The sequence below is a fragment of the Terrabacter sp. P2_E3 genome, assembly GCF_056403915.1.
On the sequence record NZ_JBFUEN010000003.1, the window covers coordinates 299,539 to 318,793 of the forward strand.

General features: G+C 73.1%; 18 protein-coding genes. 12 read left to right on the forward strand and 6 right to left on the reverse strand.

What is annotated here, in order from left to right:
* Positions 1-22: 22 nt before the first annotated feature.
* Together AC1DW8_RS04655 and AC1DW8_RS04660 are read right to left on the reverse strand one after the other, a co-directional pair.
* On the reverse strand, positions 23-835 hold the full coding sequence (locus AC1DW8_RS04655; protein WP_056774634.1) for an alpha/beta fold hydrolase: 813 nt from the start codon (positions 833-835) through the stop codon (positions 23-25).
* Entirely contained in the window at positions 832-1,872 is a 1,041-nt protein-coding gene (locus AC1DW8_RS04660) for a LacI family DNA-binding transcriptional regulator (protein WP_082619630.1), read from the reverse strand. Before AC1DW8_RS04660 ends, AC1DW8_RS04655 begins: the two co-directional genes overlap by 4 nt.
* 117 nt (positions 1,873-1,989) lie before the next feature.
* Between AC1DW8_RS04660 and AC1DW8_RS04665 the strand changes: the two genes are divergently transcribed.
* The gene (locus AC1DW8_RS04665) at positions 1,990-3,030 is read left to right on the forward strand and encodes a Gfo/Idh/MocA family oxidoreductase (protein ID WP_478092244.1); all 1,041 of its coding nucleotides are present in this window, start codon (positions 1,990-1,992) and stop codon (positions 3,028-3,030) included.
* Positions 3,030-3,821 carry a TIM barrel protein gene (locus AC1DW8_RS04670; protein WP_478092246.1) on the forward strand — a complete coding sequence of 264 codons (792 nt, stop codon included), beginning with the start codon at positions 3,030-3,032 and terminating at the stop codon, positions 3,819-3,821. Before AC1DW8_RS04665 ends, AC1DW8_RS04670 begins: the two co-directional genes overlap by 1 nt.
* 94 nt (positions 3,822-3,915) lie before the next feature.
* Here AC1DW8_RS04670 and AC1DW8_RS04675 read toward each other — a convergent pair whose 3' ends face one another.
* The 3 genes from AC1DW8_RS04675 to AC1DW8_RS04685 form a co-directional block, all read right to left on the reverse strand.
* The gene (locus AC1DW8_RS04675; RefSeq protein WP_478092248.1) at positions 3,916-4,767 is read right to left on the reverse strand and encodes an SCO6745 family protein; all 852 of its coding nucleotides are present in this window, start codon (positions 4,765-4,767) and stop codon (positions 3,916-3,918) included.
* A 44-nt stretch (positions 4,768-4,811) separates the two neighbouring features.
* Positions 4,812-5,546, reverse strand: a complete 735-nt coding sequence (locus AC1DW8_RS04680) for a sulfite exporter TauE/SafE family protein (protein ID WP_056774618.1) — start codon at positions 5,544-5,546, stop codon at positions 4,812-4,814.
* Positions 5,547-5,621: 75 nt separating this feature from the next.
* Positions 5,622-6,119, reverse strand: coding sequence for a MarR family winged helix-turn-helix transcriptional regulator (locus AC1DW8_RS04685; protein ID WP_056826028.1), 498 nt, complete (start codon positions 6,117-6,119; stop codon positions 5,622-5,624).
* A gap of 39 nt (positions 6,120-6,158) precedes the next feature.
* Here AC1DW8_RS04685 and AC1DW8_RS04690 point away from each other — a divergent pair, with 39 nt between their 5' ends.
* The 10 genes from AC1DW8_RS04690 to AC1DW8_RS04735 all read left to right on the forward strand — a co-directional run bounded on the left by AC1DW8_RS04690 (position 6,159) and on the right by AC1DW8_RS04735 (position 18,025).
* Positions 6,159-7,214 (forward strand): DMT family transporter, encoded by a 1,056-nt coding sequence (locus tag AC1DW8_RS04690; RefSeq protein WP_478092250.1) that lies wholly within the window; start codon positions 6,159-6,161, stop codon positions 7,212-7,214.
* A 74-nt stretch (positions 7,215-7,288) separates the two neighbouring features.
* Entirely contained in the window at positions 7,289-9,523 is a 2,235-nt protein-coding gene (locus AC1DW8_RS04695; protein ID WP_478092252.1) for a M15 family metallopeptidase, read from the forward strand.
* Between the two features lie 91 nt (positions 9,524-9,614).
* Positions 9,615-10,982, forward strand: a complete 1,368-nt coding sequence (locus AC1DW8_RS04700) for a dihydrolipoyl dehydrogenase family protein (protein ID WP_478092254.1) — start codon at positions 9,615-9,617, stop codon at positions 10,980-10,982.
* A 167-nt stretch (positions 10,983-11,149) separates the two neighbouring features.
* Positions 11,150-12,007 carry an HAD family hydrolase gene (locus AC1DW8_RS04705; protein WP_056826032.1) on the forward strand — a complete coding sequence of 286 codons (858 nt, stop codon included), beginning with the start codon at positions 11,150-11,152 and terminating at the stop codon, positions 12,005-12,007.
* A 21-nt stretch (positions 12,008-12,028) separates the two neighbouring features.
* A complete protein-coding gene (locus tag AC1DW8_RS04710) occupies positions 12,029-12,955 on the forward strand; it encodes a hypothetical protein (RefSeq protein ID WP_478092257.1) in 927 nt (308 codons plus the stop codon).
* Between the two features lie 82 nt (positions 12,956-13,037).
* Entirely contained in the window at positions 13,038-13,505 is a 468-nt protein-coding gene (locus AC1DW8_RS04715) for a YciI family protein (RefSeq protein ID WP_082619629.1), read from the forward strand.
* A 30-nt stretch (positions 13,506-13,535) separates the two neighbouring features.
* Entirely contained in the window at positions 13,536-14,858 is a 1,323-nt protein-coding gene (locus AC1DW8_RS04720) for an RNA polymerase sigma factor (RefSeq protein ID WP_478092259.1), read from the forward strand.
* 98 nt (positions 14,859-14,956) lie between these two features.
* Positions 14,957-15,790 carry a uracil-DNA glycosylase family protein gene (locus AC1DW8_RS04725; RefSeq protein ID WP_478092261.1) on the forward strand — a complete coding sequence of 278 codons (834 nt, stop codon included), beginning with the start codon at positions 14,957-14,959 and terminating at the stop codon, positions 15,788-15,790.
* On the forward strand, positions 15,775-17,217 hold the full coding sequence (locus tag AC1DW8_RS04730; protein WP_478092263.1) for an amidohydrolase family protein: 1,443 nt from the start codon (positions 15,775-15,777) through the stop codon (positions 17,215-17,217). The genes AC1DW8_RS04725 and AC1DW8_RS04730 overlap by 16 nt, the downstream gene beginning before the upstream one ends.
* Positions 17,218-17,404: 187 nt before the next feature.
* The gene (locus tag AC1DW8_RS04735; protein WP_478092265.1) at positions 17,405-18,025 is read left to right on the forward strand and encodes a hypothetical protein; all 621 of its coding nucleotides are present in this window, start codon (positions 17,405-17,407) and stop codon (positions 18,023-18,025) included.
* A 147-nt stretch (positions 18,026-18,172) separates the two neighbouring features.
* Here AC1DW8_RS04735 and AC1DW8_RS04740 read toward each other — a convergent pair whose 3' ends face one another.
* Complete coding sequence (locus tag AC1DW8_RS04740; RefSeq protein WP_056774593.1) at positions 18,173-19,231, reverse strand: TerC/Alx family metal homeostasis membrane protein; 1,059 nt, start codon at positions 19,229-19,231, stop codon at positions 18,173-18,175.
* Between the last annotated feature and the right edge of the window lie 24 nt (positions 19,232-19,255).

A 19,255-nucleotide genomic window follows, 5' to 3' on the forward strand; every position in this document is an offset into this window, starting at 1 on the left:
CCACCCTGCCAGTCCGGACGGCTCAGACGGCGGCCGCGGCCGTCGCGTCGGCGGCCGCCCGCACGACGAGCCCGGCGATCTCCTCCGGGTGCGTGAAGAGGTTGTTGTGCGAGCCGCCGAGCAGCGACGTGCGCACGCTCGGAGCGCTGTGGGCGGACGAGGCGAGCTGGTCGAGCCACGTGACCGGCACGAAGGCGTCGTGCACCCCCGCCGTCACCGTCAGGGGCGCGGGCAGGTGCGCGATCCGCTCCTCGGGGGCGTCGTGGATCCCCGACTGGAGCATCGTGATGATGCCGGTGCGACCCCGGTAGAGCTCCATCGCGTCGACCTGGTCGAGGCGGTCGTCGCGGTAGGCGAAGGGGGTGGCCCGGGCCAGACGGTGCAGGCGGCGTTGCTCGGGGGCGAAGGTCGTCCCGGCGAGCACGAGCGAGAAGTCCCGGCGGCGGGCACTGAGGGCGAGGGCGGCGGTCAGCGCTGCTTGCCCGCCCGTCGAGTGGCCGAGCACGACGACGGGATGCCCGGCGGCCTGGGCCTCGATCCAGCGCGCCGCGGTGAGGCCCGTGGCGTGGATCGAGGGGCTCGTCGGACGTGGCAGGTCGGAGCCGAAGCCGGGCAGGTCGAGCACCGTGCAGGCCAGGCCGCGGGCGACGAGGGCTCGCGCGGTCGGGATCGTGTAGAACGGCAGACCGAGCCCGGGGAGGACGACGACGAGCGGCGTCGTGCGGGGCGCGTCGCCCCCGAGGGCCAACGACCGCACGACCCGGCCCCGGAGGCTCGTGAACTGCACGCGCACGTCCGTCCCGACGTCACGGCCGAGCACGTGGTGCGGCTTCACGAGCGCACGCCGCGGCGCGTGGCCGGAGCCGTGCTGGCACGCACGACCATTTCGGGCTCGATGACCACCGGGGCGGGCGGTGTCGTGCCGGAACCTCCGTCCGGGGCCCCGCCGTCGAGCCGTTCGGCGAGGGTGCGCACGGTCTCGGCACCGAGCCGCTCGGCGTCCTGGCGCACCGTCGTCAGGGCCACGTGCGGGTAGCCGGCCTCGGTGATGTCGTCGAAGCCGACGACGGACACGTCGCCGGGCACGTGGAGCCCGGCCTGCCGCACCACGTCGACGAAGCCGATCGCGCAGCGGTCGTTGAAGGCCGCGACGGCCGTGGGTCGTTCGCGCGCGCCGAGCCCGAGGAAGGCGCGGGCCGCCTCGGCACCCTCGAGCTCGCTGACGCCGCCGGGCAGGACCATCTCGGTCAGGGCCGGCGAGCGGCGCATCGCCGTGCGGTAGCCGCGTCGCCGCTCGGCCGCGCCCGCGGTGCGACCGCCGTCGAGCAAGGCGACCCGGCGGTGGCCGAGGCCACGGAGGTGCTCGACCGACAGGCGCAGCCCGGCGGCGTCGTCGGTGCGCACGACGCCGACCCCGCCACCGGGGACGGGCCGCAGGACGCTGACGACCGGAAGGCGTGCGGCGAGTCGCTCGAGCTGGGCCGTCTCCTGGCTGCTACCGAGCAGGATGATGCCCTCGCACCGCTCGGCGAGCAGGGTCTCGACCGCGGCCGCCTCCGAGCGCGACGGCGTGACGCCGCTCAGGACGAGCTCGTAGGCCGCCGCGTCGGCGTGCGTGTAGAGGCTCTCCAGCAGGTCGCCGTGGAAGGCGTGACCGACGGCGAACGTCACGCCGAGCGTGCGGGTGCGGCTGCTGCCGAGACGGCTGGCGCGGGTGTCCGGGCGGTAGTCGAGCTCGCGTGCGGCGGCGAGGACGCGCTCGCGTGTCGCCTCGGACGCGCCCGGGACACCGCGGAAGACGATCGAGACGAGGGCGCGCGAGACGCCCGCACGTGCGGCGACGTGCTCCATCGTGACTCTCTCGCTGCCCACGTCGCGACTCTAGAGCGCTCCATGAATGTCGGCCAGCCCTTGACCGGCGTGGCGGTGGGGCGCTTCAATGAGTCACGAACTAGAGCGCTCTAGTCACCATCTGCGAAGGAGCAGCCCATGACGCGCATCGACCCGGTCCGGATCGGTCTCATCGGAGCCGGCCGCATCGGCACCCACCACGCCACGACACTGGCTCGGAGGCTCGGGCAGGCCGAGCTCGTCGCCGTCGCCGACCCCCGGGCGGCCGCGGCCGAGCGGCTCGGCGAGGAGCTCGGCGTCGACTGGCTCACTGACCCGCAGGCCCTCATCGACGACCCACGGGTCGAGGCCGTCGCCATCACGTGCGCCAGCACCGCGCACGCCGACCTGGTCGTCGCGGCTGCGGAGGCCGGCAAGGCCGTCTTCGTCGAGAAGCCGATGGCGATGACCCTCGCCGACGCCGACCGCGCCGTCGCCGCGGCCCGAGCTGCCGGCACACCCCTGCAGGTGGGCTTCAACCGTCGCTTCGCCCGCGACTTCGCCGCCGCCCACGAGACGGTCGCCGCCGGGGGCATCGGGACGCCCCAGCTGCTCCGCTCGCTCACCCGCGACCCCGGCCTCGCCGACCCGGCCGGCGTGCCGCCGTGGACGATCTTCACCCAGACGCTGATCCACGACTTCGACGCGCTCAACTGGTTCAACGCCGGCGCGACGGCCGTCGAGGTCTCCGTCATGGCCGACGCCCTCGTCGCACCCGACTTCAAGGACGCGGGCCTGCTCGACACCGCCGTCGTGACCATCCGCTACGACAACGGCGCGATCGCCGTCGCCGAGGCGAGCTTCTCGGCCGCCTACGGCTACGACGTGCGCGCCGAGGTCTTCGGCTCGGCCGGCATGGTCACCGCCGGCAGCCCGGCCCACCTCAGCACGGCGCACTGGAGCGCGGCCGGGGTCGCGAGCCCGACGGCCCGCGCCGACACCGACCTCTTCACCGACGCGTATGCCGCCGAGCTCGCCGCCTTCTGCGCCGCGGTTCGCACCGGTGGGCCCACGCAGGTCGGTGGTGAGGACGCCCGTGCCGCGCTGCGGATCGCGCTCGCCTGCATCGAGGCCGTCGAGACCGGTGGCACCGTGACGATCCGCGACGCCGACCGCGTGGCGACCGGAGCGGGTGCCTGATGGCGAGCCCGTTCCCGCTCGCGGTGAGCGCCGAGATGGTCTACCTCGACCTGCCCTTCGCCGAGCGCGTGCGCCGCATCCACGCGCTCGGCTTCCAGGTCGAGATCTGGGACTGGACGCGCCACGACGTCGACGAGCTCGTCGCCCTGCGTGACGAGGGGGTCGTCTACTCGTCGATGACGGGCTACGTCCGCGGCCGGCTCGGCGACGCGGAGGGGGCGGACGAGCTGCTCGCGACCGCCGCCGAGTCGGTGCCGGTGGCGCAGCGGCTCGGCATCCCGCGGCTCAACCTCCACGGCACCGGCCTCGACGACCGCGGCCTGCCCGTGCGGCCCGAGCCGGTCGCGACCGGCCCGATGTGGCTGACGGCCCAGCGCACGCTCGGGCGCCTCGCCGAGCTGGGGCAGCGCGAGGGGGTCATGTTCGTGCTCGAGAACCTCAACACCGCGGTCGACCACCCCGGCGTGCCCTTCGCGACCGCCGCCGACTGCCTGGCCCTCGTCGCGGCCGTCGACAGCCCGCACCTCAAGCTGATGCTCGACCTCTACCACGCCCAGATCGGCGAGGGGAACCTCATCGAGCTCTGCCGCCGGGCCCTGCCGCACATCGGCGAGATCCAGGTGGCCGACGTGCCCGGCCGTCGGGAGCCCGGCACCGGCGAGATCGCCTATCCGGCCATCGCGCGGGCCCTCGTCGAGATGGGCTACTCCGGTCCGGTCGGTCTCGAGGGCTTCGCGTCGGGCGACGACGAGCAAGCGCTGCAAGGCTTCCGCGACGCCTTCACCCCCTGACGGTCGGCTCGAACCCGCGGGGGCACAGGCTCGTTCGAGGTGATCCCGACACCGACGTGCGTCGCAGGATCACCTCGAACCGCGGTGGGGGAAGTCAGCCGCGAGAGCTGATCCAGTCGGGGAGGATGCCGCTGCCGAGCGCGGCCGCCCGCAGCGGTGCGGCCAGCTCGGCGACCCGGCGCGTGCCCTCGAGCCCCAGGTGCGCCCAGCCCTCGAGGGCCATCCGGTCCGTCTCGCGCTCGAGGTCCTTGCGGAACGCGAGCCCCTCCTCCGTGAGCGCGTCGCCGTCGACGAGCCCCCGCTCGGTGAGCCGCGCGACGCCGGCCGCCCACTCGTCGTCCGACCAGCCGCGGCTCGACCGCATGAATCCGGTGTTGCCGGAGAAGAGGCCGCCGATGACGATCGACTCGACCGGGTCGAGCCCGGCGTGGAGCAGCGCTGCCACGTGGCCGTCCCCGCGGTGCTCGCGGATGAGGGTCGCGGCGTGCCAGAGCGCGAGGCGCGGCTCGTCCGGCCATTCGAGCCCGGCGTGGGCGGCATACAACGGGCGGCCGGGGGCCGTGAGGCCCGCGCAGACGGTGCGGGCGAGGTCGAGCAGCTCGGTGACGTCGGTGTCGCCGACGACGCGGTCGAGCACGACGGTCATGCCGTCGCGACGGGCCTGCTGCACCTGCTCGGGGCTCGCAGCAGCCCACGACGCGGGCAGGGCCTTGGCGTGCAGCCACGGCGCGAAGACGTAGAACGTCGCGGTCGGGACCTCGGGCCCGACCGCACCGAAGGCGGCCGACCGTGCGGCGAAGTAGCTGAGGCGCGGGTGCAGGCCGAGGGCGACATGGGCGTCGCGCACGTCGTCGGCGAAGTAGCCGAGCACGTGGAGCGTCTCGAGACCTCCCCAGGCCTGTCGGGAGGCGCGGATGAGATCGAGGTCGTCGGCGGCGCGGCTCATGACGAGCACCCTAGGCGGCGAACCGCGGCGAACGTCGATGAGCCTCAGCGGACGACGAGCGCGAGTGCCGAGACGATGGTCGCGGCGAGCACGAGCTGGTCGAAGCGGGTCTGGCTGAGGCGCCGTGCCGTGTGCAGCCCCAGCCAGGTGCCGACGAGCACGAGCGGAGCGAGCAGGACTGTGCGCCAAAGGGTCTCCACGCTGAAGAGGCCGAGTCCGATGCTGAAGGGCAGCTTGCAGAGGTTGACGCCGAAGAAGAAGAGCGCTCCGGTGCCGAGGAAGCGGCGCTTCTCGACGCCCTGCGCGACGAGGTAGAGCGTCATGACCGGGCCGGCAGCGTTCGCCGTCATCGTCGCGAAGCCCGCGGCCGCCCCCGTGCCGAGCGCGGCAGCGCGCGAGGAGCCGACCCGGGCCGTGTCGGGGGAGCGCCACGTGAGGACGAGCTGGAGCGCCGCGAGGACGAGGAGGAGGCCGCCGATGGCGCGACGCAGCGTCGTGTCGTCGACCCACGAGAGGAAGAGGGCGCCGAGGGCGAGTCCGGGCAGCACGGCCGGGATGAGCCGCTTGAGCAGGCCGGTGTCGGCGTCGCGGCGGTAGTGCCAGACGGCGACGACGTCACCGATGAGGAGCAGCAGCAGGATCGCCGCCGTCGACTCCTTCGTCGGAAGCACGAAGGCGAAGATCGCGATGGAGATGCTCGCGACCCCACCGATGGCCGTCTTGGCGAAGCCGATGAGCAGCGCGGCGACGCCGAGCAGCACCAGCGACGTGACGGTCATGGAATCGGAGCGTAGGCCGCGGCGGCCGGGCGCGTCCGTCCGTCCACGGCATCCGGCCTCGGGTCAGACGCCGCGTCAGACCCCGAGCGAGGCGCCGAGCTTGCCGAGCAGGCGAGCGAGGGTGGCGCGCTCCGACGCGCTGAGTGGCTCGAGCAGGCGCGCCTCGTTGGCGAAGTGCTCGGGCGCCGCGCGATCGATGCGCTCGCGCCCCTTCTCGGTGAGCACGACGATGCGGCTGCGGCGGTCGCCGCCTGCGACACGGCGCTCGACGAGCCCGGCGCCCTCGAGCCGGTCGAGCCGCTTGGTCACCGCGCCCGAGGTCACCATCGTCTGGTCCATCAGCTCGGTCGGGGTCAGCTCGTGCGGCTCACCGGTGCGGCGCAGGGTGGCGAGCACGTCGAAGTCGCCCTCGCCGAGACCGTGCGCGTTGTAGACCTTGACGAGCTCGGTCGTCAGGGCCAGGGCGACGCGGTGCAGCCGGCCGATGACGAGCACCGGGGTGACGTCGAGCTCGGGGCGGACGGCGGCCCACTGGTCGACGACGTGCTGGGCGTGGTCCTCGTGGTGCTCCATGGGTGGAATATATCTTCTCCGGAAGGTATTTTATCTTCCATGGAAGGCAATCGAGCGAGCTGGACGAACGTCGCGCTGACGGCGCTCCCCGCCGCCATCTGGGGATCCACGTATGCCGTCACGCAGCAGTGGCTCCCACCCGGCCGTCCGCTCTTCGCCGCCACCGTGCGGGCCCTGCCCATCGGCCTGCTCATGCTCCTGTGGCTCCGGCGCCTGCCTCGGGGCGACTGGTGGTGGCGCTCGCTCGTCCTCGGCTCGCTCAACATCGGGCTCTTCTACGCGCTCCTCTTCTTCGCGGCCTACCGCCTCCCGAGCGGCCTCGGCGCCACGCTCGTCGCGACCGCCCCCATGGTGACGATGGGTGTCTCGTGGTTGCTCCTGGGCCAGCGACCTGCCCGGGTCCCGGTGGCGACCGGGCTGGTCGGCCTCGTCGGGGTCGCGATGCTCGTGCTCCAGAACGGCCTCGACCGACCTCTCGACCCGGTCGGCCTCGGGGCCGGGCTCCTCGCCGTCGTGCTGTCGTCGTGCGGCTTCGTCCTCACGAGGAAGTGGCCGCCCACCGACGACGTCGTCACCATGACGTCGTGGCAGCTCGTCGCGGGTGGCCTCGTGCTCCTGCCGATCGGGCTCGTCGTCGAGGGCGCGCCGCCGGCCCTCGACCTGCCGGCCGTGGGGGCGCTCGTCTTCCTCGGTCTTCTCGGCAGCGGCGTCGCCTACGTCCTGTGGTTCCGCGGTCTGGCGATCCTCGGCCCGACCTCCGCCTCGATCATCGGCCTCGTCAACCCGGTGGTCGGCGTCCTGCTCGGCGTCGCGCTCCTCGGTGAGCGCTTCGGTCCGGTGCACCTCGTCGCCATGGTCCTCGTCATCGGCAGCGTCCTCGCAGCGCAGGAGCCGGTCCGGGCCCGCCTCGCCCCTCGCCAGGCGAGGCCCTGGTCGCCCAGCAGAGCAGCACCGGATCGGTGTTTCCCTGTGCCACGTGCCGACCCTGGCCGCCGAGGGCGACCGCGGCGCACGGCATACCGCCTCGGAGGCGCACGGTTGCGAGCAGACACGAGGAGCGCAACGCGAGCTCGGGCAGGCAGCGTGCGCCCCTAGGGTGCGCCTCAGTCGGTCTCGTCGAGAGCGCGCCGCGGCCCCCGTGCCGCGTGACAGGGGATGAGGAGTGCGCGATGCGTGGATCCCAGCCGGAGCGCGACGACGAGATCGCCCGGGTCCGGGCCCGCCGCACACGACCGCGTGGGACCGGTCGGTCGATGCGAGGGCGTGTCGGGCAGCGGGCCCCCGTCGTCCGGGCTGCCCTCGTGGCCCTGTGTGCCCTCGTGGCGGTCCTGACCGTGTCCGGCGGCGCCACGGCCCTCGAGCGTCCGGATTCGCTCGGCCTCGAGCAGTCGCCGCCCACGGTCACGGTGGTCGGCGCGGCGCAGGTCGGGGGAGACCTGACGGCCGAGCCGGCCGACTTCGCCGTCGGCGACGTCATGACGTACGCGTGGTCCGCCGACGGCGTGCCGCTCACGGGCGCCGACGCTGCCCGACTCCCGCTGACGCCCGACCTCGTCGGCGCCATGCTCACCGTGACGGCGACCGGCCGGCAGGACGGCCGGCCGGACGAGATGGCCACGGCCACCGTCGGTCCCGTCACGCCCGGCGTCATCGCACCGGTCGGCACGCCGCTCATCACGGGGACGCCGCGGGTCGATGCCGTGCTGTCGGGGAGCGCCGGGACGTGGGACCCGGCCGCCACGCTGACCTACGCCTGGCTCGCCGACGGAAGCCCGGTCACGGGAGCCACCTCCCTGACGTTCACGCCGCGCGCCGAGCAGGTCACCGCCGTCCTGTCCCTGCGGGTCACAGCCGTCCGCGACGGCTACGCGACCCGCTCTGCGACCAGCGCCGTCACGCTCCCTGTCGGGTCCGCCACCTTCACCACGTCACCCACTCCGACGATCAGCGGCACGCTCCGTGTGGGTCGGGTGCTCACGGCCGACCCGGGGGCCTGGTCGCCGAGTGCCACGCTGACCTACCAGTGGCGGGCCGGTGGGGTCGCGATCGCCGGAGCGACCGCCCGCACGTACGTGCTGCAGGCCGCCGACCGGACCAGGCAGATGTCGGTCCAGGTGCGGGGCGGCCGCCCCGGCTACGTGCCGGTGACGCGGACCTCCGCGGCCACGGCCGCCGTCGACTACGGCCTCTTCACCGCCTCGCCGACGCCGACGATCGGCGGCGTCGTGCAGATCGGCTCGACCGTCCGGGCGGCCCCGGGCACGTGGTCACCGTCGGCCGTGCTGAGCTACCAGTGGCGGGTCGCCGGCGTGGCGATCACGGGAGCGACCGGCGCGTCCTACGTGATCCCCTCGGGCTACCTCGGCAGGTCCCTCTCCGTCACGGTCACGGGGCGCCGGACGGGCTACCTCACCGTCTCTCGCACCAGCACGGCGCGGACGGTGACCCAGCCCTTCACGGCGGCGCCGACCCCGAAGATCTCGGCCCAGCTCACCCGCGTGGGGTGGGTGCAGCGAGCCACGGCCGGCGCCTGGTCGCCCGCGGCGACGCTCAGTGTCCAGTGGCGGCGCAACGGCGCCGCCATCACCGGCGCGACCGGGTGGAGCTACCGGCTGACCACCGCCGACCTCGGCAAGCGCATCACCGTGACGGTGACGGGGCGCCGGTCCGGCTACACGACGACGACCCGCACGAGCGCGGCCACCGCGACCGTGCTCGCTGCCCCCTACGGCTTCACCAGCTCCGGCACGCCGGCCGCCCCACCCACCGCGGCCTACGCGCCGTCGGTCATCCGCACCCTGACCGATGCGCAGTGGTCGGCCATCACCGTGGCCGGTGTGTGGCGTGCGGGAGACTGCCCCGGCGGACGCTCGACCTTCCGCCGCGTCGACGTGCCCTACTGGGGTCTCGACGGCAAGGTCCACCGTGGCTACGTGGTCGTCAACGCCGACGTCGCCCGCAGCACGGCCAAGATCTTCGACGCCCTCTACGCCAAGCGCTTCCCCCTGCACCGGGTCGAGGGCATCGAGAACTGGGGCGGCTGGGAGTGGCTCGCCTCGAAGGCCAACGCCTCGACCGCCATGAACTGCCGCAAGCCGTCCGAGGCCAACTCCAGCAACGCGTACTCGCCCCACGCCTGGGGTCGCGCCCTCGACTTCAACCCCGTCCAGAACCCCTACGTCAACCCACACACCGGCAGCTGGGACCCCAACCCGCCGCCCTCGGCCTCGACCCCGGGGACGATCCGCTACGGCGGCGTGGCCTGGACGGTCGTCACCTCGTTCGGGTGGTACTGGTCGGGCAACGACTCGTGGCACGACTACATGCACTTCGACACCGGCTACCCGTCCACGCCGCGCAGCGGCTTGCGGGTCGTCGACGGGGCGGTCGGTCACGACCGCTGACCGGCCGGCAGCGCGCCGCGTTCGCCACGGGCCGGGCGGACGGCAGGCGGCCGCCTCTTCCCAGCGGGGCCCGAGCGGGTAAGGCTGTGGCATGGCCACCGACACCGACCACACCTTCGACGTCATCGTCATCGGGCTCGGACCGGGCGGTGAGCACGTCGCCGGGAGCCTTGCCGAGCGCGGCCTGCGCGTGCTCGGTGTCGACCGCAGACTCGTGGGGGGCGAGTGCCCCTACTGGGGCTGCATCCCGTCGAAGATGATGATCCGCGCCGCTGACGCGCTCGCCGAGGCCCGTCGTGTCGACGGGCTGGCCGGGTCGGTCGGCGACGTCGTGCCCGACTGGTCGGTCGTCGCCACGCGCATCCGCGAGGAGGCCACCGACGACTGGGACGACAGGGTCGCCGTCGAGCGACTCACCGGCAAGGGCGCGACCTTCGTCCGCGGCACGGCCCGCATCGCGGGGCCGGGACGCGTCGACGTCGACGGCACCGCCCACACGGCGACGACGGGCATCGTCGTCAACACCGGCACGACGGCTGCGATCCCACCCGTCGACGGCCTCGCGGACACGCCCTACTGGACCAACCACGACATCGTCGAGGCCACCGAGCTGCCCGGGTCGATCGTCGTGCTCGGCGGCGGCGCCATCGGCTGCGAGCTGAGCCAGGTCATGGCCCGATTCGGCGTCGACGTGACGGTCGTCGAGGCTGCCGACCGCATCCTCGCGCTCGAGGAGCCGGAGGCCTCCGACCACCTCGAGAGTGCGCTCGAGGCGGACGGCATCACCGTCCGCGTGGGTGTCGGCGCCGAGAAGGTGACCCACGACGGCTCGACGTTCACGGTCACGCTCGCCGACGGCTCGACGCTGGCGGCTGAGAAGCTCCTCGTCGCCACCGGCCGCCGCGCCGACCCCGCCGCCGTCGGGCTCGACACGGTCGGCGTCGCCAAGGACTCGCGTACCGCGCCCGTCGACGACCGCTGCCGCGTCGCCGACGGCGTCTGGGCCGTCGGCGACATCACCGGCAAGGGCGCCTTCACGCACGTCTCGATGTACCAGGCGGGTGTCGTCATCCGTGACGTCCTCGGCGACGACGGCCCACGCGCGGAGTATGCCGCCCTCCCGCGCGTGACGTTCACCGATCCCGAGGTCGGTGCCGTCGGGATGACGGAAGCCCAGGCTCGCGAGAAGCTCGCGAACGTCCAGGTGGGCGTGACCCCGCTCGGCGAGACGACCCGCGGCTGGATCGCCAAGGCGGACGGTCTCATCAAGGTCGTCGCCGACGCCGACCGCGGCGTCCTCGTCGGCGCCACGACGATGGGTCCGGCCGGGGGAGAGGTGCTCGGCGCGCTCGCCGTCGCCGTGCACGGCGAGGTCCCGATCGAGCGGCTCCGCTCGATGATCTACGCCTACCCGACGCTCCACCGCGGCATCGAGGACGCGCTCGGTCGCCTCGCCTGAGGTCGCGGCGAGCCGACCGCAGCGGGCCGCGCCTGCGTCGGTGCGTCGTGTGGTGGAGCAGTGACCTGGCGACATTCGGGCGACGGGGCGGGGACGGCTGTGCGGCGCGCGGGTGACGGGTGTCCGGGCCTGCATGGGCGACTCGAGCCGGGCGATACGGTGAGCGCATGGCACAGCGACTGCTCGCCCTCGACCTCGACGGCACGACTCTCAACCACATGGGCGAGCTCTCCGACCGCGTCCGCGACGCCGTCCAGGCCCTGCCCGACGACGTCGCCGTCGTCATCGCGACGGGCCGGTCGATCATCGCGACGACGCCGATCCTCGAGGCTCTCGGTCTCCGCCAGGGCTACGCCATCTGCTCCAACGGTGCGCTGACGCTCCGCCTCGACCCGTCTGCGGCAGAGGGCTACTCGATCATCGACATGGTGACCTTCGACCCCCAGGCGGTGCTCGAGAAGATGCGCGTCGCCCTCCCCGACGCGCTCATCGCCGTCGAGGAGCCCGGCGTCGGCTTCAAGGTGAGCAAGCACTTCCCCGACGGCGAGCTGATGGGTGAGTCGCGCGAGGTCGACTGGGACGAGCTCATCGCGCACCCCGTCACGCGCGTCACCCTGCGCCAGCCCGAGGCCACGGCCGAGGAGTTCATGGAGATGGTCGAGCGTGCCGGTCTGCACGGGGTGTCGTATGCCGTCGGCTGGTCCGCGTGGCTCGACATCAACCCGGAGGGCGTGTCCAAGGCGAGTGCGCTCGAGCTCGTCCGTCGCCAGCTGCGCGTCGAGCCGATCCACACCGTCGCGTGCGGCGACCAGCGCAACGACCTCGAGATGTTGCACTGGGCCGCGTGGGGCGTCGCCATGGGCAACGCCCCCGACCAGGTCAAGGCCGTCGCCGACGAGGTCACCGGCCACGTCGACGACGACGGCCTCGTCCCGGTGCTCGAGGCCGTCGCGCAGGCGGCGCGGGCAGGCGTCGCCTTCCGCGACGGCGTCGAGTCGGCCGCGACCGCGCGGCTCGAGCTCTAGACCCGGACGACGGGCCCTCGCGTGCCGATCGTCTTCGTCCACGGCGTCGCGGTCCGCGACGAGGACCCCACCCTCGCGCGGGCGACGCGGGCCTTCGGCGAGGTCCCGTGGCCCGCGATCGAGGCGCACCTGCGCGAGCACGTCGCGCCTGCCGTCTCGGACGACCCCACCGGGGTGCCGATCATGCGGATCTACTGGGGCGACCTCGGCGCCCACTTCGCGTTCGGCGGCCGGTCCCTGGTCTCGCGCCCGCTCGACCTGCCGGAGGCGGCCGAGGACGCTGCAGGCGCCGTGGCGGAGGCAGCCGACGAGCTCGTCGACGACGTCATCCCCGAGCCGCGACGCATCCGTCGGCTGCGCGGGGCGGCCACGTCGCTGCGCCGGCCGCTCGAGGACTTCGTACCGGTCTTCCTCGGCGACGTCCTGACCTACGTCTCGACGCGAGGCAGTGCCGAGGCTCCGGGACCGATCGTCGAACGTGTCCTCGCCGGCCTCGACGCGGCGGCCTTCGCTGCCGAGAGCCGGGACGAGCCGCTCGTCGTGCTCACCCACAGCATGGGCGGGCAGATCGTCTACGACCTCGTCACCCACTTCTTGCCCCGGATGCCGGAGCACCGGGGGATCCGCATCGACTACTGGTGCGCGGCTGCGTCGCAGGTCGGCCTCTTCGAGGAGCTCGGGCTCTTCCTCGAGAGCGCGCCCGACCGCGGACCCGGCCCGGCGGCACACCCCCCTCGCGAGCACCTCGGTGGCTGGTGGAACGTGTGGGACCACGCCGACCTGCTGAGCTTCCGCGCGGAGGGCATCGTCGAGGGCGTCGACGACTCGGCGTTCTTCGCGGCGGGCAGCCTCGCGACCGACCACTACCGCTATCTCGCGAACGCCGACTTCTACCGCGCCCTCGCCGGCCGCGTCCGTGCCAGCATCGGACGACCGGACCGCCACTGAGCCGTCGCCGAAGGATTTCTCGGGTGTCGTGTCGAGAAGCGTCCGACGCATTCGACGTAGAGGAGAGCAGGGTCCGACGACCGTGCACCGACCGCAGGAGGAGACCGCCATGCGCTTCATGATCATCGTCCACAGCACCCCCGAGACCGAGCAGGGCACGACCGGCACCGAGCAGCAGTTCGCCGACATGCAGGCCTACAACGAGGAGATGCTCAAGGCCGGCGTCTTCGTCGACGGGCAGGGGCTCCACCCGACCGCCAAGGGTGCGCGCGTCACGTACGAGGACGGCGACTGGGTCGTCACCGACGGGCCGTTCGCCGAGGCCAAGGAGCTCGTCGCCGGCTTCTCGATCATCGATGTCAGCTCCCGCGAGGAGGCGCTCGAGTGGCTCCGGAAGTGGCCGGTGTCGTGCGCACCCGACCCCGGTCAGGCACTCGAGCTGCGCCAGGTGTTCGCCGCCGAGGACTTCGGCGACGCCTTCTCACCCGAGCTGCGCGAGCGCGACGAGCAGATGCGCGCCGAGGCCGCTCGCAACGCCGCCCAGGGCTGAACCGACACCGGTTCGTGCCACAGTGTCGGGGTGTCATCCACCGCCGACCAGACCGACGAGACCACGTCACAGGCCACCCGGGCATCCCACGACGACGTCCAGCGCACGCTCGAGGCCGTGTGGCGCATGGAGGCCGCCAAGGTGACGGCCGTCGTCGCCCGCGTCGTCGGCGACGTCGGGCTCGCCGAGGACCTCGCGCAGGACGCGTTCGTGCAGGCGCTCGAGCAGTGGCCCCGCGACGGCATCCCGACGAAGCCGGGTGCCTGGCTGACGGCGACCGCGAGGCGGCGGGCCATCGACCGCATCCGGCGCGACGTCAACCTCGCGAGCAAGCTGCAGCAGGTGGGACACATGGAGGAGCTGCGCGTGGCCGAGCTGGCCGAGGGCGACTTCGACGCCGCGCTCGAGGACATCGACGACGACGTCCTCGGCCTCGTCTTCGCCGCGTGCCATCCCGCCCTGACCGCCCAGGCGCGAATCTCCTTGACGCTGAGGATGATCGGTGGCCTGACGACGCGCGAGATCGCCCGTGCCTTCCTCACCACCGAGCCGACCATCGCCCAGCGCATCTCGCGGGCGAAGAAGACCCTGAGCCAGGACGGCGTCACCATCGAGGTGCCGTCGGGCGCCGAGCTGGCACCACGTCTCGCGTCGGTCCTCGAGGTCGTCTACCTCATCTTCAACGAGGGGTATGCCGCCACGTCAGGTCGCGACTGGGTGCGTGGCGACCTCATGGAGGAGGCCATCCGGCTCGGTCGGGTGCTCTCGGCCCTCGCGCCCGGGGAGCCCGAGGTGCACGGCCTGCTCGCCCTCATGGAGATCCAGGCCTCGCGCACGCGGGCCCGCATCGGTCGCGACGGCGAGCCCGTCCTGCTCCTCGACCAGGACCGCACGAAGTGGGACTGGGCCCTCATCCGCCACGCGCTCGCCGCCCTCGAGCGCGCCGTGTCTCTCGTCGACCCCGGCCGCGGGGCGACCGGCCCGTACGTGCTGCAGGCCGCCATCGCCGCCTGCCACGCCCGCGCCCGCACGGCCGACGCCACCGACTGGGCGCGCATCGTCGCGCTCTACTCCCAGCTCGGAGCCAACCGCCCGTCGCCCGTCATCGACCTCAACCGTGCGGTGGCCCTGTCCTACGCCGACGGGCCGGCCGCGGCGCTCGAGGTCGTCGACGGGCTCGTGGCTTCAGGCGCGCTCGCCGACTACCACCTGCTGCCGAGCGTCCGTGGCGACCTGCTCGCCCGCCTCGGCCGCGACGAGGAGGCCCGCGCCGAGTTCGCCCGCGCGGCCGGGATGACGCAGAACGACGCCGAGAGGGCGCTCCTGCTGCGCCGCGCGGCCGGCGAGGACTGACCTCCACCGGCACGAAAGCGCCGACGGGGTCGATGTATCAGGACTACCGTCGAGAGACCCTGCACTGACAACGGCTGTCGATCGGGTGGAGGTCTGCCATGGCCGTGGTGCACCAGAGCTGTCTCGGCTACGGCGCCGAGCCCTTCGCGTCGCTCGTCGCCGACTACCCCGGTGACGACGTCTACCCGTCGGCCGACTTCCGCACCGAGTGGGGGCCTGTCTTCCACCGCGGCCGGCTCGACGGCAGTGCGCGCGTGCTCGTCCTCGGCCAGGATCCGGCGACGCACGAGGCGATCTCGCGCCGCATCCTCGTCGGTGAGGCCGGCCAGCGCGTCCAGGGGCTGTTGGCCAAGATCGGCGTCCACACGGCATACGCCATGGTCAACGTCTACCTCTACAGCGTCTTCGGGCAGGCGGCCGGGAGCCGCCACGCCAAGGATGCCGCCATCGCGGCCTACCGGCACCGCTGGCTCGACGCCCTTCTCGTCGGCACTGAGGTCACCGCCGTCGTCGCGCTCGGCGACCTCGCGGCGACGGCGTATGCCGCATGGGCACGGACCCAGCCCGCCACCGCTGGGTCGCTGCACCTGGCAGCGATCCGGCACCCTACGTACGCGGAGGGATTCGCTCGTGCGTCGGGCAAGCCGCTCGCCGAGACGACCGCCTCGCAGCTTGCGAACTGGAACGACCACCTCGGTGACCTCGCCGCGCACGTGACCCCCGAGGGACCCACCGACCTGACGCCGTATGCCGCCACGTGGGGTCCGACGGACCTCGCACCCATCCCGGAGGTCGACCTCCCACCCGGCGCGCCCGCGTGGTGGCGCGACGTCGACGCGTGGGCGACCCGCACCGGTGACGACAAGCAGACGAAGCGCGCGACGATCAGCGTCGTCGTCCCGAAGGGAGCCCGCACATGGCCAGCTCTGTGACCCGGCCGGCACGACCCAGCGCCGGCACGACGTCCGCCCGCGAGCACTGGGATCCGGGCGGGTCCGGCGGTGGCTCGGGCCCGTTCGCCAAGGCGTACGCCCGCGGCATCACCGAGGAGCTGCCCGAGCCGACGCGCCGCTCCCGGGCGCTGCCTCCGGCGCCCTTCGCGCTGCACGGCGCCGTCATCACCCCCGACGGGGCGTGGTCGAGCGGCTACGTCACGGTCTCGGGCGGGGTCATCGACCGAGTCTCGAAGAGCAAGCCGACCGACGTCACCGTGCTCGAGACCGACGGGGTCATCCTGCCCGGGCTGCTCGACCTCCACGGCCACCCGGAGTTCAACGTCTTCGCCGCGTGGGAGCCGCCGAAGCTCTACGACAACCGCTACGCGTGGCGGCGGTCCAAGCCCTACCAGGCTCTCGTCCGCGACCCGCAGAACCTCCTGCTCACGCAGGTGCCGCCCAAGACGCAGACCCGCTACGCCGAGGTGCGCGCGCTCGTGGGCGGCGTCACCGGCATCCAGGGCGCGTCGGGTGCGAGCAGCGCGTCGTCCGAGCCGCTCGTGCGCAACCTCGACCAGTGGGCCTTCGGCGCGCACCGCGCGCGCTCGATGATCGACCTGCCCTCGGGGTCGTTCGGGCTGCCGAGCTTCGAGGCCGTCATGGCGCGGATCACGGCCGGCGACGTCAACGCCTTCTACCTGCACCTGTGCGAGGGGAAGCGCGGGGATGCCGTGAGCGCCAAGGAGTTCCAGCGTTTCGTGACGCTCGGCGGGGCGACGTCAGCGACGAACATCATCCACGGCAGCGCCCTGACCGCCGACGACCTCCACACCGTCGCAGAGCTCGGGTGCCGGCTCGTGTGGTCGCCGCAGTCCAACCTGCGCCTCTACGGCGAGACGACCCTCGCGGGCGAGGCCGTCGCGGCCGGGATGCCTGTCGCCCTCGGCGCCGACTGGCTGCCCTCCGGCTCGACGAGCCTGCTCGCCGAGATGAAGGTCGCCCGCCGTGAGCTCGCCCGCCAGGGTCACCCGATCGCCGCAGCCGACCTCGTCGCCATGGTGACCTCCGTCGCTGCGCGGCTCGCCGGGCTGGATGACCATCTCGGCGCCGTCGCGGAGGGCCGCCCCGCCGACCTCGTCGTGCTCGAGCGGCACCACCCGGACCCCTACGAGAACGTGTGCCTCGCCGACCCCTCATGGGTCGACCTCGTCTGCATCGGGGGCGACGTCACGTACGGCCGCGCCGACTGGTTCGGGCAGCTGTCCGGTGCCGCGACCGGCACGACGATCGAGGACCTCACCGCGTGGGGCAAGCCGATGCGGCTCGACACCGGCTACCAGGGCGGCACGGACGTCCCGTCACTGACCGCCGTGCGCACCGCCCTCACCGCCGCGTACCCCGCCGTGGGCCCGATCTTCGCCTGACGGCACACGCCCGCCTCGGCGCGCCCTCCGCTCGCGGCGGCACAGCGTGGAGCCAGCCGCCCAGCGCCTCCTGTGTGTGGCTGACCCCGACGGGTGCGGCTGCGCTCGGGCCCAGCGGCCGCCGCCCGAACACGATCCGAACACGACCCGGACCGAGGCTTCACCTGGGTGCGCGAACGTAGGGGCCATGAACACCGACACCCGCCGGACGACCGGCCTCAAGCGCTCCTCCACCGCCCTCGGTGCGGCGGTCCTCGTCCTCGGCAGCCTCGCGCTCGGCGCCTGCTCGAAGACCGACTCTACAGGCACCGCCGCCAGTGCCATCGGTGCCGCGTCAGGGCAGGACTCAGCAGCCGGCGACGGCGACACCATCGACCTCGTGTCCGCGGCCGTCGACACCCCGGCCGTCGACGACTCGACCCAGGGGGCAGCCGCCGCCGTGAAGGGTGACCGCAAGGGTCTGCGCGCCCGGATGCTCCGGGCGCTGCACGGCACGTGGGTCACCGAGGGCACGTCCGGTCCGGTCACCCACCAGGCGATCCGCGGCGACGTCACCGCGGTCTCGAAGGGCTCGATCACGGTCAAGGCCAAGGACGGCTTCTCGCAGACCTTCGCCATCGCAACGGACACGAAAGTCCGGGTCCGTTCCAACGGCAACGGCGCCGACTCGACCATCGGGGCCGTCACGGTCGGTGCCAAGGCGCTCGTCACCGGCGTCGGCGCGACGAACCCGACGGCCCGTCTCGTCGTCTTCAAGGTCACGACGTCCCAGCCCGGCGGCTCTCCCTCCCCGAGCGCGACGAGCTGAGACGCGGCACCCCGTCCGGGGACGGGCCGGACGGGGTGCACAGACGAGGGAGGCGCCCCGCACCCAGCGGGACGCCTCCCTCATCGACGGTCGGCACGGCATACGACCCGGGTATGCCGTGTGGCCGGCCGGACGGCCCACGGCCTGTCAGGCGTGCGGCAGCGAGGACGCCTCGTCCTCGGGCTCGGCAGCCGGGTCCGGGGCGGCGTCGGCCCGCTTGTTGGCCGCCACGCTCGTCACGGTGACGACCGCGAGGATGCCGATGATGACGCCGAGCGAGAGCAGCGTCGGGATCTCCGGGACGCCCGGCCACACGCCGTGGGCCCAGTGCAGGACGAGCTTGACGCCGATGAAGGCGAGGATGAGCGACAGGCCGTGGCCGAGGTGCACGAGCTTGGCCAGGGCGCCCTCGAGGACGAAGTAGAGCGCCCGGAGGCCGAGGAGGGCGAAGGCGTTCGTCGCGAAGACGAGGTAGGGGTCGCCGGTGATGCCGTAGACGGCCGGCACGGAGTCGATGGCGAAGACGATGTCGGTGCCGAGGATCGCGACGGCGACGAGAGCCAGCGGCGTGAGGGCCCGCGTGCGACCCTGGCGGACCGTGAGGCTGGTGCCCGCGTAGGTGTCGGTGACGGGGTAGAAGCGGCGGATCAACCTGACGCTGCGCAGCTGGTCGACGTCGATGCTGTGGTCGGTGTGCGACAGGGCGTCGCGGCCGACCTTGACCGCTGTTGCGAGCAGGATCGCGCCGAAGAGCAGGAAGGTCCAGGCGAAGCTCGCGATCATCTGCGCGCCGAGCGCGATGAAGATGCCACGGAGCACGAGGGCGCCGCCGACGCCGATGAGCAGCACCCGCTGGCGCAGCTCGCGCGGCACGGCGAACGCCGAGAGCAGGATGATGAAGACGAAGAGGTTGTCGACGGACAGCGACTTCTCGACGATGTAGCCGGTGTAGTACTCGACGCCCTGCTGGGAGCCGTACTGCCACCACAGCCAGCCGCCGAAGACGACCGGGATCGCGATGTAGAAGGCCGACCAGCCGATCGCCTCGCGCATGCTCGGGTCATGGGGGCGGCGGGTGATGAGGAAGTCGATGACGAAGAGGGCGACGATGCCGGCGATCGTCGCGATCCACAGCGTCGGCGAGCCGATCGACTCGGCCGATCCAGCGGGCGGCGCCGGGGTGGCGGCGGACAGGGCAGTGAGCATGGGTCTCCTCAGAACGTGATGTCT

Excerpts from the sequence above, each read along its gene's own strand:
- AC1DW8_RS04695 (WP_478092252.1), top strand. The coding sequence starts at position 7,289 with ATGCGTGGATCCCAGCCGGAGCGCGACGACGAGATCGCCCGGGTCCGG.
- AC1DW8_RS04665 (WP_478092244.1), top strand. The coding sequence starts at position 1,990 with ATGACGCGCATCGACCCGGTCCGGATCGGTCTCATCGGAGCCGGCCGC.
- AC1DW8_RS04705 (WP_056826032.1), top strand. The coding sequence starts at position 11,150 with ATGGCACAGCGACTGCTCGCCCTCGACCTCGACGGCACGACTCTCAAC.
- AC1DW8_RS04690 (WP_478092250.1), top strand. The coding sequence starts at position 6,159 with ATGGAAGGCAATCGAGCGAGCTGGACGAACGTCGCGCTGACGGCGCTC.
- AC1DW8_RS04725 (WP_478092261.1), top strand. The coding sequence starts at position 14,957 with ATGGCCGTGGTGCACCAGAGCTGTCTCGGCTACGGCGCCGAGCCCTTC.
- AC1DW8_RS04700 (WP_478092254.1), top strand. The coding sequence starts at position 9,615 with ATGGCCACCGACACCGACCACACCTTCGACGTCATCGTCATCGGGCTC.
- AC1DW8_RS04730 (WP_478092263.1), top strand. The coding sequence starts at position 15,775 with ATGGCCAGCTCTGTGACCCGGCCGGCACGACCCAGCGCCGGCACGACG.
- AC1DW8_RS04685 (WP_056826028.1), bottom strand. The coding sequence starts at position 6,119 with ATGGAGCACCACGAGGACCACGCCCAGCACGTCGTCGACCAGTGGGCC.
- AC1DW8_RS04670 (WP_478092246.1), top strand. The coding sequence starts at position 3,030 with ATGGCGAGCCCGTTCCCGCTCGCGGTGAGCGCCGAGATGGTCTACCTC.
- AC1DW8_RS04680 (WP_056774618.1), bottom strand. The coding sequence starts at position 5,546 with ATGACCGTCACGTCGCTGGTGCTGCTCGGCGTCGCCGCGCTGCTCATC.
- AC1DW8_RS04735 (WP_478092265.1), top strand. The coding sequence starts at position 17,405 with ATGAACACCGACACCCGCCGGACGACCGGCCTCAAGCGCTCCTCCACC.
- AC1DW8_RS04675 (WP_478092248.1), bottom strand. The coding sequence starts at position 4,767 with ATGAGCCGCGCCGCCGACGACCTCGATCTCATCCGCGCCTCCCGACAG.
- AC1DW8_RS04740 (WP_056774593.1), bottom strand. The coding sequence starts at position 19,231 with ATGCTCACTGCCCTGTCCGCCGCCACCCCGGCGCCGCCCGCTGGATCG.